Annotated in this window: 18 protein-coding genes and 1 tRNA gene; 8 read left to right on the plus strand and 11 right to left on the minus strand. The window is 39.5% G+C overall.

Annotated features, from left to right (window positions below; translation table 11 throughout):
• The first annotated feature begins 9 nt into the window (after positions 1-9).
• Complete coding sequence (locus D1136_RS04545; RefSeq protein WP_161876442.1) at positions 10-603, plus strand: rhomboid family intramembrane serine protease; 594 nt, start codon at positions 10-12, stop codon at positions 601-603.
• Positions 604-849: 246 nt separating this feature from the next.
• Here the strand turns inward: D1136_RS04545 and D1136_RS04550 are convergent, their stop codons facing one another.
• From D1136_RS04550 to D1136_RS04560, 3 genes are read right to left on the minus strand one after another with little or no spacing between them, the layout of a single operon-like run.
• Entirely contained in the window at positions 850-2199 is a 1350-nt protein-coding gene (locus D1136_RS04550; RefSeq protein ID WP_161876443.1) for a hypothetical protein, read from the minus strand.
• A 32-nt stretch (positions 2200-2231) separates the two neighbouring features.
• Positions 2232-2837, minus strand: a complete 606-nt coding sequence (gene lpoB, locus D1136_RS04555; protein WP_237566985.1) for a penicillin-binding protein activator LpoB — start codon at positions 2835-2837, stop codon at positions 2232-2234.
• A gap of 49 nt (positions 2838-2886) precedes the next feature.
• Entirely contained in the window at positions 2887-3765 is an 879-nt protein-coding gene (locus tag D1136_RS04560; RefSeq protein WP_161876444.1) for an N-acetylmuramoyl-L-alanine amidase-like domain-containing protein, read from the minus strand.
• A 187-nt stretch (positions 3766-3952) separates the two neighbouring features.
• Between D1136_RS04560 and D1136_RS04565 the strand changes: the two genes are divergently transcribed.
• Positions 3953-4783, plus strand: a complete 831-nt coding sequence (locus D1136_RS04565; RefSeq protein WP_161876445.1) for an OmpA family protein — start codon at positions 3953-3955, stop codon at positions 4781-4783.
• A 58-nt stretch (positions 4784-4841) separates the two neighbouring features.
• Here the strand turns inward: D1136_RS04565 and pheS are convergent, their stop codons facing one another.
• The 5 genes from pheS to rbfA all read right to left on the minus strand — a co-directional run bounded on the left by pheS (position 4842) and on the right by rbfA (position 8743).
• A complete protein-coding gene (pheS, locus tag D1136_RS04570) occupies positions 4842-5861 on the minus strand; it encodes a phenylalanine--tRNA ligase subunit alpha (protein WP_161876446.1) in 1020 nt (339 codons plus the stop codon).
• A gap of 100 nt (positions 5862-5961) precedes the next feature.
• Entirely contained in the window at positions 5962-6342 is a 381-nt protein-coding gene (locus D1136_RS04575) for a VanZ family protein (protein WP_161876447.1), read from the minus strand.
• Between the two features lie 6 nt (positions 6343-6348).
• Positions 6349-7170, minus strand: coding sequence for a peptidylprolyl isomerase (locus D1136_RS04580; RefSeq protein ID WP_237566986.1), 822 nt, complete (start codon positions 7168-7170; stop codon positions 6349-6351).
• Between the two features lie 22 nt (positions 7171-7192).
• Positions 7193-8395 (minus strand): ABC transporter permease, encoded by a 1203-nt coding sequence (locus tag D1136_RS04585; RefSeq protein ID WP_161876448.1) that lies wholly within the window; start codon positions 8393-8395, stop codon positions 7193-7195.
• A 12-nt stretch (positions 8396-8407) separates the two neighbouring features.
• The gene (gene rbfA, locus D1136_RS04590) at positions 8408-8743 is read right to left on the minus strand and encodes a 30S ribosome-binding factor RbfA (protein ID WP_161876449.1); all 336 of its coding nucleotides are present in this window, start codon (positions 8741-8743) and stop codon (positions 8408-8410) included.
• Between the two features lie 81 nt (positions 8744-8824).
• Here rbfA and D1136_RS04595 point away from each other — a divergent pair.
• The 4 genes from D1136_RS04595 (at position 8825) to speA (ending at position 12709) form a co-directional block, all read left to right on the plus strand.
• Positions 8825-8897: transfer RNA gene (locus tag D1136_RS04595), tRNA-Pro, on the plus strand.
• A gap of 224 nt (positions 8898-9121) precedes the next feature.
• On the plus strand, positions 9122-10036 hold the full coding sequence (locus D1136_RS04600) for a L,D-transpeptidase (RefSeq protein ID WP_161876450.1): 915 nt from the start codon (positions 9122-9124) through the stop codon (positions 10034-10036).
• A gap of 6 nt (positions 10037-10042) precedes the next feature.
• A complete protein-coding gene (locus D1136_RS04605; protein ID WP_161876451.1) occupies positions 10043-10705 on the plus strand; it encodes a murein L,D-transpeptidase catalytic domain family protein in 663 nt (220 codons plus the stop codon).
• 114 nt (positions 10706-10819) lie between these two features.
• On the plus strand, positions 10820-12709 hold the full coding sequence (gene speA / locus D1136_RS04610) for a biosynthetic arginine decarboxylase (RefSeq protein WP_161876452.1): 1890 nt from the start codon (positions 10820-10822) through the stop codon (positions 12707-12709).
• 76 nt (positions 12710-12785) lie between these two features.
• On the opposite strand, the gene D1136_RS04615 is transcribed toward speA, so the two are convergent.
• Positions 12786-14150, minus strand: coding sequence for a dipeptidase (locus tag D1136_RS04615; RefSeq protein ID WP_161876453.1), 1365 nt, complete (start codon positions 14148-14150; stop codon positions 12786-12788).
• Positions 14151-14368: 218 nt separating this feature from the next.
• Between D1136_RS04615 and D1136_RS04620 the strand changes: the two genes are divergently transcribed.
• Complete coding sequence (locus D1136_RS04620; protein WP_161876454.1) at positions 14369-15307, plus strand: ribose-phosphate pyrophosphokinase; 939 nt, start codon at positions 14369-14371, stop codon at positions 15305-15307.
• Between the two features lie 93 nt (positions 15308-15400).
• Positions 15401-16270 (plus strand): VIT1/CCC1 transporter family protein, encoded by an 870-nt coding sequence (locus D1136_RS04625; RefSeq protein ID WP_161876455.1) that lies wholly within the window; start codon positions 15401-15403, stop codon positions 16268-16270.
• Position 16271: 1 nt separating this feature from the next.
• Here D1136_RS04625 and D1136_RS04630 read toward each other — a convergent pair whose 3' ends face one another.
• Positions 16272-16667: an SPOR domain-containing protein gene (locus D1136_RS04630; RefSeq protein ID WP_161876456.1), complete on the minus strand. Its 396-nt coding sequence runs from the start codon at positions 16665-16667 to the stop codon at positions 16272-16274.
• 121 nt (positions 16668-16788) lie between these two features.
• On the minus strand, positions 16789-18225 hold the full coding sequence (locus D1136_RS04635) for a sodium:solute symporter (RefSeq protein ID WP_161876457.1): 1437 nt from the start codon (positions 18223-18225) through the stop codon (positions 16789-16791).
• Positions 18226-18373 lie beyond the last annotated feature (148 nt).

An 18373-nucleotide genomic window follows, 5' to 3' on the forward strand; every position in this document is an offset into this window, starting at 1 on the left:
ATGTTTCCCATGTTCACCTATATCATCATCGCCGCAACAGTCATTATTTCCTTTACCTGTTTTAAAGACAACCAACTTTTCAATAAACTGGCTTTAAAACCTTTCCGGATCATACATTCCGGCGAATGGTTCCGAATCATTTCACACGGTTTTGTTCACGGCGACGGAATGCATTTATTCGTAAATATGTTCACCTTCTGGTCGTTCGGACAATATATGGAAAAAGCATTCCAATATTTCGGAATCGGGTCATGGGCCTTCCTCATCCTTTATTTCGGCGGAATGATTGTGGCTTCCCTGCATGACGTTATCCGTTACCGCAATGCATCCTGGTATACTTCTATCGGAGCATCAGGTGCCGTTTCAGCAGTTTTATTCAGTGCTATCTTCCTGAATCCCTGGGATAAAATTTTACTTTTTGCAGCTATTCCTATCCCGGGAATCCTTTTCGGAGGATTATATCTATTCTATTGCCAGTACATGGCCCGACGCGGAGGAGATAGCATCAATCACAATGCCCATTTCTATGGCGCTCTTTACGGATTTGTATTTCCTGCTTTGCTGAAACCTGAATTATTTACAGCTTTTTTAAGACATTTCTAATAAAAGAATAATATATATATGCTTCTAAATTTTGAACATCTTAAAATCAAATGTACATTTGTCTCAAGTTCATTTGCTAATATCCTGAACCTTGAAGACAAAAAAACACGAACAATATAAAGATAAGTTATTTGTTCTCCTGCTCATAATCATTCTATTGTGTTACACATATTATGAAGCGGAAAAGCGAACAACACCTTCTCCTTCCGGTCTGTGCGAACAACCTCATTGAAACTTTATTAAGCCTTATAAAGTAGTATAAACAAAAAAACGCGTCCCTCTTTGGGGTGCCGGAATAATTACTTCCTGTCTGACAACTGTATCCATACCGGTAAATTGCAATTCCATCCGGTTTTCTTCGGCTTGCAGAGGCACCCGGGTATAGGAAACAGAATAGGGAAGTGTCTGCCAGTTCCTGGTATCGGCTTTTTCTGTGAAAGCATTAGCCAACCCCACCGCAAAACCCAGCCATTCATTTTCTTTAGAAACAGCCTGCTTCACTCCCTGTTTTATAGCTACCCTCAACAAAGAGTTGGCAAATTCACGCACCATTCGGTCATGCAAGGTTTTAAAGGCTATCTGGTTAATATCCTCCGCCTTCTGTAATGGATAATCCTCTCTACGATAGGTCAGTAGCCCCTGAGAATACAGGGGAGGACGTTCTACATATTTTGGAAATACAGCTCTCACCACATTTAAATTTGCCAAAGAATTGCGGTCGCTGTCACTATATCCGCTTCCCCAGAAAAAAGGGAAAGTCAAACCTAACTCTTCATTATGAAAAACAATAGCTCCGTCTCCTCTCTGAATTTTTGTAAAGGTCACTCCCCATTCAGCCTTTACAGGTCCGAAACCATTCAGCCAAAAAAATACCAGCTGACCGAAAGAAGAGGCATTCTCCGGAACATACCGCATCCCGAACTCCGTCTCATACTGACTCAATTCGGTCTGAAAACCGCAAAGATAGGCCGTTCGTAATAAATCTTTCTTCAATTGTTCAGGAGAAGATAATCCGAAATTCCGGATATAATCACTTTGATAAGTGTCATAAGCATTCCGATAAGCGATAAAGGCATTATTCCAATCACCGGCCGCATCATAAATCAACCCCATCAACAATTGTGCAAAAGCATCCCGCTGATAACGATTTTTGTGGTCCGGATATTTATCATTCAATTGCTGCAAACGAATATTGATTTTTCTAACTTCAACCAAAGCATCCTCCATGTTATTCATTTGAAGATAATTCAATGCCTTATAGAAATTAATCATAATCACTTCAAAATCCTCCGGTTTATACGGACGTATTTCGGGATTTGAAACCAACACGGCAGCTTCAGTAAAAATATTCTTTTGTTGGTCTTCCGTGAGACGTTCAGCCATATCAAAAAACTGATTACTCAGTTCATACCGTCCCAGCATAAAATTGACATATCCCTGATTCAGACAATAAAGAATCCTATTTTTCTTCTGAGCCTGCTTTTTATCTTTTTGTAAAATCTTTTCCGCTTGTCCGAACTCACCTTTCCCAACAGCTTCCTGAAAGGCCATAGTACGCTGATACCAGGTAGCACATCCCCATGCCACCTGACACATTATAAAAAATAAGAGAAAGCGGAAATACCTCATTAAAATGCCCGATCGCTGACCTGTTTTTTTATTTTTTTATCTCCCATCCATACCACTTCATTGGTTTCCAGATTCGTCAATTCCAGGTCAATTTGATAATAGACTACTTTTTCCTTCTTATAGCTGTCTACAATACTATTGATTGTACCTTGTAACATAAAATCCGCCCCCAGTTCCAACCCCCATTTTTTAGCCGTTTCAGGAGAAGTATACCCTTGATTCTGTTCTTCCCGTTCCGTTCTGAGCTCCTGTCGCTTCTCTCCTGCCTGTACCAAACGAACACTGCCATTTTTAATAATTGCTTTCTCGATATCCTTAATAAAAGTCTCCGAGTTGATATGTTCATGGCTTTTGTTTGTAACAGTACCCACTACGACCACAGGCCGCATCTGATTATGCCGACTCTCGTACACCGGCAGCCATCTGGCACCCAGTAAATCCTGAATCATCTCTTCGGAAACCAGACGGGAATCGGTATCATTCCACCGTCCGCTCAAATCTATCACTTCATTTGTATTTACCCTGGAAACTTTACGGTCAGCACAGCTACTCAAAGCCATACCCATCCCTAAAACAATCATCACAACAAAAATCTTTTTCATCATCATTTATCTTTTAATCCTGTATAATTTATCAATTCTTATGCCATTCTGTTTATTCGCCCTCTATTACCGAACCAGGTAAGGTTTTCGCAGCTCTCGCCACCATGATCCCGCTCTGAGAAGAAATTCCCTGCATATATTCCTGCAAAGGCCGGGGACTGATCATTACTTTTTTCCCCTGACTCGAAGCATGCAACAGATAAATTTCTCCGTCCTGCTCCAGGGCAAATCCCAAATGAGAGGTATCCAACCCCTTTATCGTCGTCGTTATCAAAATGATATCCCCGTTTTTTATCCGATTACAAGACTCAGAAAGCTTTTCTTTGGGAATATAATAATACGTCCTTCCGTTGATTTCAGTTTCGATTTTTTTTATTCCATCCAGCAACTTTTTATCCTTGAGAGGAGGATAACGGTCGGCATGCTCAGACATAAAACACACTTCCGGATGATAAGGTGTTCCCCCTGCAAATTGTGTAATATCCGTCAGAAAACGTGCTTTCTGCATTTCAAACAACCAATCCGAAGAATAATGAAGCCGGGAGATGTAATCTACAATCTCCCCATTCCTATACCTCAGTTTCACTATATTCTCAACAAAAGCCGTCTGCATCCGGGACTCATACTTTTCCAACAACGCAAGGGCCAGCACATTTTCCACAAAAGTCACACAATCCAATTCACGCAAATTGATAACAGGTAAATTCTCTTTAGCCACATTTAAAGTATTTCTCTGATAAGGAGTCCCCAGAAAAAAACGTGCAATAACAGGTATTCTCCGGTTTACGGTCAGTTCAGCAAGACGGTGCCGATTAGCATAAGACCAGAAAGCAGACAACACCTTCCGGTCCGCATGCGAAATATTAACGGCATGGCACATGAAAGAATTCCCTAAAAAAATCAAATGCAAAATTAAAAGTATACGAACCATACTCCATACAGCTAAAAACAAACTTTCTTATCTACAAAGCTATAATAATCCATACAATCTGCCTCAAGAATAACTATTAATTTTAATCCGGAAACAGCTCATTTTTTATATACACTTTATCAGAAAAGATATTTTTACCGAAATAATGTTTAAGTTTGTCTGTACAAGACCAAGAAAAATAAACAGTATGAATCAACTCATTTATGTACTCTGCATGATGCTGGTCATAACTTCATGCGTACCAAAAAAGAAATTCACCTTTGCAGAAAACGGACGCCTGGCAGCTCTCAGCCGGGAGCGCAGTTTAAATAAGGAACTTCTCCAACAAAAAAAAGACAATCAATTATTGCAAGAAAAGCTCAGCCTTCTGGAAAAGGACACCACCCGGCAGGGAAAATCCATCCGGGAATACCGGGAAGCCCTTTCTTCCAATCTCTCAGAACAAGATAAACTGACTTTGCTTTTAAAAGAAAAAATGTCTAAACTGGCTGAACGGGAAGCCACGATCAATCAACTGCAAAGTGAAATCAACGCTCAAAACGAAAAAGTGGCAACTTTACTGAATAACGTAAAAGATGCTTTGCTGGGTTTTAACAATGATGAACTGACAGTGACTCAAAAAGACGGCAAAGTATACGTAGCTATGTCGGACAAACTATTATTCGAATCCGGAAGTGCTCACGTAAACAAGCAGGGGAAAGACGCTTTGGGCAAACTGGCCGATGTATTGAAAAAACAAAACGATATAGACATACTCATCGAAGGACATACCGACAACAAACCCATCAAAACCGTCCAATTCAAAGACAACTGGGACCTGAGTGTGGTTCGTGCAACCTCTGTTGTCCGTATCCTTACGAAAGACTACGGAGTAAACCCCTTGCAAATTGTTCCTTCCGGACGTGGAGAATATATGCCCGTAGACACCAACGACTCTACCGAAGGACGTGCCCGTAACCGGCGCACCGAAATTATTATGGCTCCTCGCTTAGATAAACTGATGGATATACTAAACTAAAAAACCTGTCTGAAATTGTTTTACGCTTTCAGACAGGTTTATTTGGTCACAATCACTTTTAAAAAGCAGCAGTAAACTGCTCTAAAAAGCGAATATCATTTTCAAAAAACAAACGCAGGTCCTTAATTCCGTATTTTAGCATTGTAATCCGTTCGATTCCCATTCCCAAGGCAAAACCGGTATACTTTTCCCGGTCAATACCATTCAATTCCAAAACATTGGGATCGACCATACCACAACCTAAAATCTCCAGCCAGCCGGTTCCCTTACAAACATTACACCCTTTGCCATGACACAGGGAACAGGATACGTCCATTTCGGCAGAAGGCTCTGTAAACGGGAAGTAAGAAGGGCGAAGACGTATTTGCGTATCTGGTCCAAACAATTCCTTCGCAAAATAAGTCAACGTTTGTTTCAAATCAGCAAAAGAAACATTCTCGTCTATATACAACGCTTCTATCTGATGGAAGATACAATGTGCACGGGCCGAAATCGCTTCATTACGGAACACCCGCCCCGGAGTAACTAAACGAATGGGCAGATCGTGAGTCTCCATATCGCGAACTTGTACCGAAGAAGTGTGAGTATGCAAAACAATATCCGGATTTTTTTCCAGGAAAAAGGTATCTTGCATATCCCGGGCCGGATGTTCCTCCGGGAAATTCAACGCGGAAAAATTATGCCAGTCATCTTCTATCTCAGGCCCTTCTGAAATGGTAAAACCCAACTTATTGAATATGGCCAGAATTTCATTCTTCACCACAGACAACGGATGACGACTGCCAATTTGTAAAAGATCTCCCGGTAAAGTCAGGTCAAGACCAGTCTTTCCGCTATCCATAGCACAAAGAGTATCTTTTAATGCATTGACTTTAGCCAAAGCAGCAGTTTTCAAATCATTCAAAGCCTTACCAATCTCCTTTTTCTGGTCAACAGATACCGTCTTAAATTCATCGAACAAGAGAGCTATAGTACCCTTTTTACTCAAATGTTTAATCCTGAATTGCTCTACTTCTTCCGGAGTGACTGCTGTAAAGCTTTCAATTTCAGCTATCAACTGATTAATCTTACCTAACATTGCCAATATATTTGATTATCAAGGCTACAAAACTAATTTAATTAATTGAAAATTAAAAGCACCGATTCTGCGAAAACAAAAGAATTTTCGGAAAAGGTTTTCAACGCAATATCCGTTTTACCAAAGGATAACACAGGCATCCGGCCGCTCCACCCAACACATCCGCTACAAAATCCAGAATATCTCCACTCCGCTCGAAAAAGAAATGTTGTAATACCTCCAGTAATCCTCCATAAACCGCAGCTACACCTATTGCAATTCCATATATCATGCCTAAACCCAGAGAAGTTCTGCGTTCCAAAGGACAAATCAACAACAGCGAAAAAATAAAAAACATTCCGAAATGTACCACTTTATCCAAATGAGGAATATTCAAACGAGGGTCCGGAATATCTTCTCCCGGCAAAGCACATAAAACGAATATAATCAAAAACCATATTACATTAGCCCATACAAAAATTCTGACACTCCCTTTCTCCATCTTGCTTTAATTATTAAGAATTCTCACCTTTATTTTCACATCCGTCAAAGGCCGGTCATTTGAATCTGTAGGAAGAGAGGCTATTTTGTCTATTACCTCAAGCCCTTCAACCACTTCTCCGAAAACCGTATATTCTTTATCCAAATGATGTACTCCTCCTTCCTGTATGTAAGCCTGCTTTTTTTCTTCGGGCATATAAAGCTTATCGGGATGGAAATCCCACTCGAAAGCAATTTCTTGTTTGATTTTTTCCGCAATTTCTCGAAATTCTTTCACCTTTTTCTGCTTCCGTAAAGTATCTAAGATTGCTTTTTTCTCCGGAGTGTAATATTTCTTTTGAATAGCTCTCAAAATAGGTACATTCACCTGTTTCTCCAATATTTCCAATTCTTTAGGTTCATATTTACGTCCCTGTACAATATAAAACTGGGAAATATCCGATTCCTTGAAAAAATTCACCCGGTCCGGCTGACGCGGCGCAGCCAAAGCCCCCTTTTTATGATAATGTACCGGCTTGATTTCAGCATCTATCACCATGGGACGTCCATAACCGATAGCCTGGCCCTTTATGGCATTCTTACTGTCAGACGAGCCGCCTTGAATAACAAAATCTTTAATCACCCGGTAAAATAAAGTACCGTTGTAATGTCCCATCTTTGCCAAACGTACAAAATTGTCCCGGTGATTAGGCGTATCATTGTACAATCTAACCACCATCTGGCCGAGATTTGTCTCAATCACTGCCTTCACTTCTTTTTCCTGGGAAAAAACAGAAAAAGTGAATCCCCATAATACAATCCATAAAATAAATAATTTCTTTCTCATCATATCTTTGTTCATTTAACGGACCTTATGAAGTTAATTTATTAACCAGATACCTCACAGGAAAATAAGAAGCGCAATAACCAATTAAAAGGACAGTTACCAGAATACCCAGAATATCCCAGAAAACCAGTTTCACTGGGTAAGCACTGATAATATAATTTCCACTTCCCAACGTAACCAGACCAAATTTTTCCTGCAACAAACAAATTCCGACTCCCAACAAAAGCCCCAAAAAAGCTCCGGTAAGAGTGATAAGACTTCCTTCAGTTTTAAAAACCGATATGATATTTTGATTAGTCATGCCCATTGCTTTATAAATACTCAAGTCTTCTTTCTTATCCAAAATAAGCATCGAAATTGACCCGACAATATTAAAAGAAGCAATAATCAGAATAAAAAGCAATACCATAAAAACAGCTAATTTTTCCGATTTCATCATAGCATAAAATGCCCGATTCAATTCAAATTTATCACTGACCCGGTAATGCTCCGAAAGATTCTGCCGTAATTGTTGCTTCACCTGCGGTATGCATGAAGGATTTTGCAATTTAATCTCTATTTTGGATAACTTATTCTCCAGATTAAAAAGACGTTGCGCAAATTTTAAATCAGTCAAAACATATTGGTCGTCAATATCCTGTTGAGAACTAAAAAAACCGGAAGGATAAAGATACCCTGTATTTAAAGCCGAAACATTGTTACCGGCATTTTTGTCCGGATAATAAAGGACCAGAGGAGTCAGAAAATGAAGTCCGATTCCCAATTTTGCCGCAACACCATAACCTACCACAGCCTTGTAACCATCACTGGTTTGCAATTGGAATTCCCCCTGTACAATATTGTTCTCCAAATGTGTATGTTCGGCATAAGTTTCTTCTACCCCTTTGACCGTGACAGGGTCCAGTTTATCCCCATATTTCACCAAAGCTTTTTCCTCTACCACATTATTAAAATAAGCCATGGAAGTCACATCACCAAGAAGCCGGTAAACAGTGCTGTCAAACTGAATGAACTTTCCCGAAGAAGGCGAAAGCACTAAATCAGGAGTAAAGCTGTCGGTATTTTTCTGCAATAAGACATCCATACCGTTAAACACGGACAGAATAACAATCAATGCCATGGTTCCAATGGTTACTCCCACCACACTGATAATTGAGATAATATTTATAGCATTCTGTTTTTTCCTGGAAAACAGATAGCGTCCTGCAATAAAAAAAGACAGCTGCATAAAACAGACTGATTACTTTAATAAATCGTTGATTTTATCTATATAATCCAAACTATCATCTACAAAGAAACGCAATTCCGGAACAATCCGCATCTGTTTACCTACCTTCTTGCCCAGGATAAACCGAATGGTTTTATTGTGTTCTTCTAAACTTTTCATGACTGCTTCCACCTGCTCAGAAGGAAAAATGCTAACATAAATCTTAGCATAAGAAAGATCAGGACTAACCCGAACAGTGGTAACCGAAAGCATGGCACCCTGAATAAATTCTTTGCATTCCTGTTGAAACATTCCACTTAAATCTCTCTGAATCAATCTTGCAACTTTATTTTGTCTGATAGAATCCATAAGTTTTCAATAGTTAATATAAAAAATTTCAACAAATATAGTGCTTTTTATTGAGACTTTTATTACATTTGCCACCGCAAACGAGATGTAGCGCAGTTGGTAGCGCGCCACGTTCGGGACGTGGAGGCCGCTGGTTCAAGTCCAGTCATCTCGACAGAAAATAAAGGTAATTGACTATAACATGTCAATTACCTTTTTTCTTTTCAAGATACGGGACAGAAACGAAAAGCAGACTGTCTTACAGAAGTGAAGCTTTCCTAAATAAACTAAATTCCGCAGAAAATCTGCTTTTTATCCATTACTTTTGTTCTACGGAAAAGGCTGAATCACAACAAATCAGGAGTTTTTTACGTATGCCAGACAAAATCTTAAAGGCTTATGAAAAAAAAACTGATCTGGATATTGATTCTGCCGGCAATTGGATGGTTAACAACGAGTATTAAATTGGAAAAGTCCTTACTATACGATAAACATACATTAAAAGACAACTATAAATATGGTAAAATCGAACGAGAATTTCAGTGGGATAAGATTACCGACAAAATAGATTCCCTGTCAGTGTTTAAAAAGAAAGCGAAAGAATTCGGTGCTTTAAACAACTATCATAACCGAAACGGCCAGGCTCCAATGGCCGATTCGGCAGTCCGGGAGAAGCATTACCGGGAGATTCAGGATAAATACGGAGTTCGCCAGAATCAATCCGTTCCTTTATACCATCCGACTAATCTGACAATCCCGGCACGATACGGGCGAGACGGAAGTTTGGTTGCTATTGACCGGGATTCTGCCGGTTATTTATGGATACGTATGGCTAAATTAGAAGGGAAATGGATTGTTCCGGCAAAATATGTAGAACGACTGGAAAAGACAGATTTTCAGAAATTAATTTTTATAGACCGGACTAACCAAAACATAGTCACTCTGGAAAAAGGTACTACCGCATGGTTAATTCGCAGCATGAATCCGGTAACTACCGGCATGAAGCGACCTCCATATCATTGGGAAACTCCGACAGGAATTTATGTCGTACGGGGAAAATTGGAGAAGATGTATTATTTGAATGACGGTAACCATGAAATTGCTGGCTATGCTCCCTGGGCTACCCGCTTTTCAGGAGGTGCTTATTTACATGGTGTTCCGGTTGCCTACCCTAACCGGAAAGTGTATGAATGGAGCGGGTCATTGGGAACCACACCCCGTTCCCATATGTGCGTAAGAAACGCTACTTCACATGCAAAGTTTATTTTTGATTGGGCTCCAGTAGGAAAAACCCTTGTTATTGTATATGATTAAACAAAAATGAAAAAAATTAAATTCTTATTTTTATTGGTGTGCTGTTATAAATTTGTATGGGGCAATCATCTGCCGGGAACCATGCAAACCGAAAGTCAGAAATTATATCAAGAGTTGAAATTAGAGGGAATTATCGGCTTTCCTGCCTTCCAACAGGCCATCGCCGGTTACAATAAATTCTCCGGAAATAAAAAGAATCATTTATTGGCTCTGATTGATTTTACCAAACCATCTACCGAAAAAAGATTTTGTGTTATTGATTTGAAACAGAAGAAAATACTGTTTCCCTCTTATGTTGCTCACGGCAGGGGAAGCGGAGAAAAATACGCAGTTTCATTTTCCAACCAACCCGGTTCTTATAAAAGCTCTCTGGGATTTTACCGGACCGGAAACACTTATTCGGGTAAAAACGGTTATTCTTTACTGTTAGACGGTCTGGAGAAAGGAGTTAACGATAAAGCACGCGAACGGGCAATCGTCATCCACGGTGCCGCCTATGCCGATCCGACCGTATTAAACACCCAAAACCGTCTGGGCCGCAGTCTGGGATGTCCGGCTCTTCCCCCTGCCATCAGCCGGCAAGTCATTGACACAATCAAAGAAGGTGCTTTACTTTACATTCATGGAATAAACAACCCCCATTTTTATTCATCTTCTCTGTCCGGATAACTATCTGTGTTTTAAATCGTAATAATTTTCTAACGACACCTTTAAATTGTCAATTAATTACAGTAGATTTGCACGAAATTTAAAAAACAATTTTATCGACATCAACACAGGGAAATGAGAAAATGGAGTATTGACGATTCAACAGAACTTTACAACATCAATGGTTGGGGGTTGAATTATTTTTCAATTAATGAAAAAGGGCATGTTGCAGTGACACCAAAATCAGGCGGACCTTCAATTGATTTAAAGGAATTAATGGAAGAATTACAGGTCCGCGATGTAGCAGCTCCGGTACTCTTAAGATTTCCGGACATCCTTGACAATCGAATAGAAAAAATCTCCAATTGTTTTGAATTTGCAGCCAAAGAATACGGATATACAGCCAAGAATTTTATTATCTATCCCATTAAAGTCAACCAAATGCGTCCGGTGGTGGAAGAAATTGTCAGCCACGGAAATAAATTCAATATAGGACTTGAAGCCGGTTCTAAACCTGAACTGCACGCAGTTCTCTCTATTGACATCGACGATGATGCCATGATTATTTGTAACGGCTATAAAGACGAAAGCTATATCGAATTAGCTCTGTTAGCCCAAAAAATGGGGAAACGCATCTTTTTAGTTGTAGAAAAATTGATAGAGTTAAAGACGATTGCACGCCTGGCGAAGAAAATGAATATAAAACCCAACATCGGCATTCGCATAAAATTAGCCAGTTCCGGTAGTGGAAAATGGGAAGAATCAGGAGGAGATGTCAGTAAATTCGGAGTAAATTCAAGCGAATTGCTGGAAGCTCTGGAGATTCTGAAGAAAAATAAAATGTCGGATTGTCTGCAATTGATTCATTTCCATATCGGTAGCCAGGTTACCAATATCCGGCGTATTAAAACTGCTTTGAAAGAAGCCTCCCAATTCTATGTAGAACTCAAAAAAATAGGTTACAATATTCATTTCGTAGACATAGGAGGCGGATTGGGAGTAGATTATGACGGTACCCGCTCGGCAACTTCCAACAGCATGAATTATTCCATCCAGGAATATGTCAATGATGCCGTTTCTTCAATTGTTGATGCCTGTGAGAAAAACGAATTACCTCAACCGAATATCATTACAGAATCCGGTCGTTCCTTGACAGCCCATCACTCAGTGTTAGTATTCGAAGCCCTTGCCAGCACCAGTCTGCCTGCTTTTGACGAAAATGAAGAAGTAGAACAAGATGCCCATGAATTAGTCAAAGAACTTTATGACCTTTGGGAAAATCTGAACCAGCCGCGTTTACTGGAAACCTGGCATGACGCTTTGCAATGCCGGGAGGATGCCCTCAACCTGTTTAATCTGGGCCTGATTGACTTACGGACCCGGGCCCAGGTGGAAAGACTCTTTTGGTCAGTAGCCCGTGAAGTATATGAAATGGCTGAAACAACCAAACACGCCCCGGATGAATTAAAAAAAATTGCCAAGATGTTACCGGATAAATATTTTTGTAATTTTTCTTTATTCCAATCTTTACCCGATTCCTGGGCAATAGACCAAATATTCCCCATTATGCCGATTTCCCGTTTGAATGAACAACCGACTAAATCAGCTACAATTCAAGATATTACGTGTGACTCGGACGGAAAAATCAATAATTTCATCTCTACCCGTAATTTCTCCTACCATCTGCCTGTTCATGAACTGAACAGCAAAGAACCCTATTACTTCGGAGTTTTTCTGGTAGGCGCCTATCAGGAAATATTGGGTGATTTACACAATTTGTTCGGAGATACCAACGCCGTGCACATCAAAGTAAAGAACGGAGAATATATCATAGATAAGATTATTGAAGGAGAAACCGTTGCAGATGTACTTGAATATGTTCAATTTACACCTAAGAAAATGGCCCGTACAGTAGAAGTGTGGGTAACCACCTCTATGAAGAAAGGAATTATCTCACCGGAAGAAGGCCGGGAATTTCTTTCCAACTATCGTTCAGGACTATACGGATATACTTATCTGGAATAAAAACAAAAACACCATTTTCACCCAAAATAAGAATGGGACTGGTGAAAACCAGTCCCATATTTATTTTAAAGAATTTCTATTTCTCTGTAAAGTACTTATAGAACAAAGGAATCGTGCGAATCCCGTTAAAAAATTGTTCCAGCGGATAATTTTCATTCGGAGAATGAATGGCATCCGAACCCAGACCAAAGCCCATCAAAATAGATTTTATCCCCAATACTTCCTCAAAAGTAGCAATGATAGGAATGCTACCTCCTGAACGAACCGGAACAGGCTGTTTTCCATATACTTCTTCATAAGCTTTTTCAGCAGCCTGATAAGCCGGTAAATCAATCGGGCATACATAAGAAGGACCGCCATGCAGATATTTCACCTTGGCTGTAACATATTCCGGGGTAATCGAGGTGAAATAATCCTGAAATAATTTCGCTATCTTTTCATGCTTTTGGTTGGGAACCAAACGGCAACTTACTTTGGCATGAGCAACAGACGGCAAAACCGTTTTCGCTCCTTCTCCTGTATATCCTCCCCAAATACCACAGATGTCAAATGTTGGACGAATACCAGTTCTTTCGTTTGTTGAAAAACCTTCTTCGCCATGTACGGATTTAATACCTAAAGATTTTTCATAAGCTTTCAGTTCAAAAGGTGCTTTTGCCATTTTAGCCCGTTCTTCCGGACTCACTTCAAGAACATCATCGTAAAAGCCGGGTATGGTGATATGTCCTTTATCGTCAATCATCTCTCCCAGCATTTTACAAAGTACATTAATGGGATTTGCCACGGCTCCGCCAAAAATACCTGAATGTAAATCAGCATTTGGTCCGGTCATCTCAATTTCCCAATAGGCCAAACCTCTCAACCCTGTTGTTATAGAAGGAACATCCGGAGCTATCATACTGGTATCCGAAACTAATATGATGTCTGCTTTCAACATCTCTTTATGCATCCTGCAAAATTCCGGTAAACTGGGAGATCCGATTTCTTCTTCCCCTTCCAACATAAACTTCACATTGCATTTCAGGTTTCCCGTTTTTACCATATATTCAAAAGCCTTCGCATGCATAAAAGCCTGTCCTTTGTCATCATCCGCCCCTCTGGCCCAAATCTTCCCATCCTGAATAACCGGTTCAAAAGGATCTGTCCGCCACTGCTCGACAGGATCTACAGGCATCACATCCATGTGCCCGTATACCAGGACAGTAGGCAAAGACGGGTCTATAATTTTCTCACCATAAGTAACGGGATTTCCTTTTGTTTCATAAACTTCGGCCTTATCAGCTCCTGCCTCCAATAACAATGACTTCCACTTTTCAGCACATTTATACATGTCTGCCTTATGTTCCACCTCAGAAGAGATGGAAGGAATCCGGATAAGTTCAAACAGTTCCTTCAAAAACCGTTCCTTATTCTCTTCAATGTAATTTTCTATTGTCTTCATCAGTTATAATTTAAAAATAAAATTCCTGGCTACGGGTATAAAGATAAAATAAAAAGGAGAAAATAAAAAGGAATTGCTTTTCCCTTTTGAACAAGCCACCGGAATTCCTTAAGAGACATAAATTATTTTCAATATTCAATTTCCAATTTCTAATTTATTACTTACTTTTGTTGAACTATTAGAGCGTCTTTATAACAAATATTTGAAACGGCTAAATTATGTCAGATCTTTCCGAAGTTAAAATTTTTTCCGGGGAAAACAGCAAATACATTGCTGAGAAAATAGCTAAATCCATAAACCTGGAACTCGGTCAAAAAACTTTATTACATTTCAGTGACGGAGAATTCGCAACAGCTTATGATGAAACAGTCCGAGGAGACCATGTTTTCATTGTACAATCTACTTTTCCGCCCAGTGATAACCTTATGGAGTTATTAATGATGATTGATGCTGCCAAACGGGCATCGGCCTATAAAGTTGTCGCTGTAATTCCTTATTTCGGCTTTGCACGCCAGGACCGCAAAGATCGTCCCCGTGTAGCAATCGGAGCCAAATTAGTTGCAAATTTATTACATGCAGCCGGTGTGGACCGCATTATGACCATGGACCTTCACGCTGACCAGATTCAGGGATTTTTCGATATTCCGGTAGACCACTTGTACGGTTCTTCTGTATTAGCTCCCTATATCCGTTCATTAAAATTAGAAGACCTGGCTATTGCTTCTCCGGACATCGGTGGTTCTAAACGAGCCAATTCGTGGGCAAAATTTTTCGACTCCGGGTTGATTATTTGCCACAAAACCCGCGAAAGACCCAATGAAGTAGCTGATATGAAAGTCATCGGAGACGTTAAGGGTAAGAATATCGTCATTGTAGACGATATGATAGACACAGCCGGTACCATCTGTAAAGCTGCCGGTATTCTGAAAGATAAAGGAGCTAAAAGTGTACGTGCTGTAGCAACACATGCCGTCCTTTCCGGCAAAGCCTATGAAAATATAGAAAAATCAGCTTTAGACGAAGTGGCGTTTACTGATTCCATTCCATTGAAACAGGAATGTTCAAAAATCAAGATCATCTCCGTTGCCGATATATTTGCAGAGACTATCCGCAATGTGGTTGAGCATAAATCCATCAGTGACCACTTTATTCTTTAAGAAACCTGATATCCAACAAAAAGCGAAGCCTTACAGCTTCGCTTTCTTTTTATAGTGAATTTTCATATTTTTGTGAAAAGCAAATAACTCATTATGATAAGTACAGAGGATAAAGCCCGGTTCTTAAAATTTCAAATTAACGAAATAACCGAATATCACATCTATAAACGCCTTGCCCAATTTCATAAGAAAGAAGAAAACAGGCAAATTCTGGCGGAATTATCCAAAGAAGAATTGAGTCATTATCAACTTTTAAAAAAGTTTACCGGTGAACTTCCTCCCCCAAAGATGGGAAGAGTCCGTCTATATACCTGGATTGCCCGATTCTTCGGACTTACATTCAGTATCAAACTAATGGAAAGGGGAGAAAAAATGGCCCAACAAGCCTATAGCACTCATAATGAATGGAAAGAATTACAACAAATAGCAAATGAAGAAAAGACTCATGAAACCAAACTCATTGCACTCATAAATGAAGAAGGTTTGAATTACATGGGCTCTGTAGTTTTGGGACTAAATGACGCACTGGTGGAATTTACCGGGGCTTTGGCCGGATATACATTTGCCTTGCAACATTCCAAACTGGTTGCCCTTACAGGCGCCATTACCGGCATAGCTGCCGCATTATCCATGGCGGCCTCCGAATATCTCTCTACCCGAACAGAAAATGACCCCGCTAAAAATGCCATCAAAGCCGCTGTCTATACGGGTATTGCCTATATTATCACAGTAACCGTCCTTATTTTGCCTTTCGTATTGCTGAACAATGTTTACTGGGGATTAGGCATTTGTCTTCTGGGGGCACTGCTGATTATAGCCATTTTCAATTATTACTATTCAGTAGTAAAAAGTGAAAACTTCAAACAACGTTTTATAGAAATGAGTTGTATCAGTTTAGGTATTGCAACAATCAGTTTCTTTATCGGATATGCCCTGAGAATATTTACAGGAATAGAATTATAAACTATTTCACAGGATATACCCAGGTAAGTTCTTTCCCCTCTTCCCGAACAATCCGGTTTAAAGCCACCTGGGCTTCTTCCCGGGTTTCATAACCGTCATAAGTCACCATGTTCAGGTTATAAAAAGGCAATATTCTGGAATCATATCCCTCATTCAACAATTTATCATGTAAACGGTCGGCATTCTCCTGAATTTTAAAACAACCGGCAACCAAATAATAATTTGCCTGTTTTACGACAGGTTGAGGTTCTTCTTTTTCTTCTTCAACAGGCACTGTTTTCTCTATTTCCACAACCTCAACTTGCTTTGGCGTCAATACTTCCTTAGCTTTTTTCTTCTTACAAGAACTAAACAGTCCGAAAACAGAGAGAACCAATAAAATAGCAATTATTCTCATAATAAAATCATTTATTCTATCTTACGCATTTATGGCGATAAAGATAATACTATAAAATAATTTTAACAAATAAGAGAACTGAGAATTCTTGAAATCCTTTAAAATTATTGAGAAAAAGGACTTAACGGCTTTGCCGAATCAGCCAAAGGCCCATAAAACAGAGAAGTCCGTTTAATAAAAGAATCTCAAAACCAAAACAATAACCCCATAAAAATTGTTCCGAAAAGCGGTCTATCCCATAAGATAAAAGAGGGCATATCATACACACCCAAAATAAATAACGGGATTTGACTTCATATTTAGTCAACAAACCAAAAGCAAACAAACCAAGAATAGGACCATACGTATAACCCACAGCCTTTAATACAGCATTTACCACACTACTGTTATTGAGTTCCCGAAATAAAATAATAACCAAGCACATCAGAAACGAAAAAGACAAATGCACCAGTATTCTTTTCCATTTTTGGTTTCCGGCTTTAGGATTAATTTTCAGAAAATCTATTGAAAACGAGGTGGTCAAAGCCGTTAAGGAAGAATCTACTGAAGAATAAGCAGCAGCAGTAATTCCCAATAAAAAAAATACAGCAATAACTACCCCGAAGTGATTCATCGCCAAAAAAGCAAAAACATCATCCGTTTTGCCCGGTAAAGCAATTCCCCTGAACGAAGCGAAAAGATATAGCAAAGCTCCCAAAACCAAAAATAAAACATTCGCCCCCAAGAACATAACAGAAAAAGAAAACATATTCCTCTGGCAATCCCTCAAAGATTTACAGGTCAGATTTTTCTGCATTATATTTTGGTCCAATCCGTTTATGGCAATAGTAATTGCAATTCCAGCCACAAACTGCTTTATGATGTTATGTTCCGAACGCCAATTAAAATCCATAACTCTGCACCAGGCACTCTCCTGGAGAGTAGCCGTTATAAATTTGAAATCATAATCCAAGGCCCGGCAAATGACCAGAATAGTCAACACAACAGAAACCAACATAAATATAGTCTGCAATGCATCCGTCCAGACAATGGTTTTGATACCGCCACGGAAGGTATAAATCCAAACTAAAACAATAGTAATAAAAACAGTTGCAGCAAAAGGGATGCCGGCTCTGTCAAAAAAAGCCAACTGCAACACACCTACAACCAAAAACAGGCGAAAGGAAGCCCCGACCAATTGAGAAATGATAAAGAAAAAAGAACCTATTAAACGGGCCTTTTCTCCGAAACGGGTCTCTAACCACGTATAAATAGACACTAATTCCAACTTATAAAATAAAGGTAACAAAACCAATGCAATCACCACATATCCAACGCAATTACCTATTACGACCGGTAAATATGTCCAACCACTATTCCCTACTTCGCCAGGAATGGATATGAAAGTAACCCCCGACAGAGAGGTTCCGATCATTCCAAAAGCGACCAAATACCAGGGAGAGGTATGACGGGCTGTAAAAAAAGTTTCATTGTCTGCCTTCCGGGAAGTCAGAAAACTAATTATAATCAATAATCCGAAATACCCCAGTAAAATCGCCAACACAGATTCTGATGACATCCTTTTCTTTAATCAGATTTCACATATGGAAAGACGAAAATAATTATTTTTTCAGCCACTTCCCAAATTACTACAATAAAAACAAAACAATCCTTATTCCTTTAGCATACAGAGTATAGTATTTCGTCTTTTTCTTTTATACCTTTGT

The organism is Odoribacter sp. Z80, from assembly GCF_009935865.1.
Lineage (GTDB): Bacteria > Bacteroidota > Bacteroidia > Bacteroidales > Marinifilaceae > Odoribacter.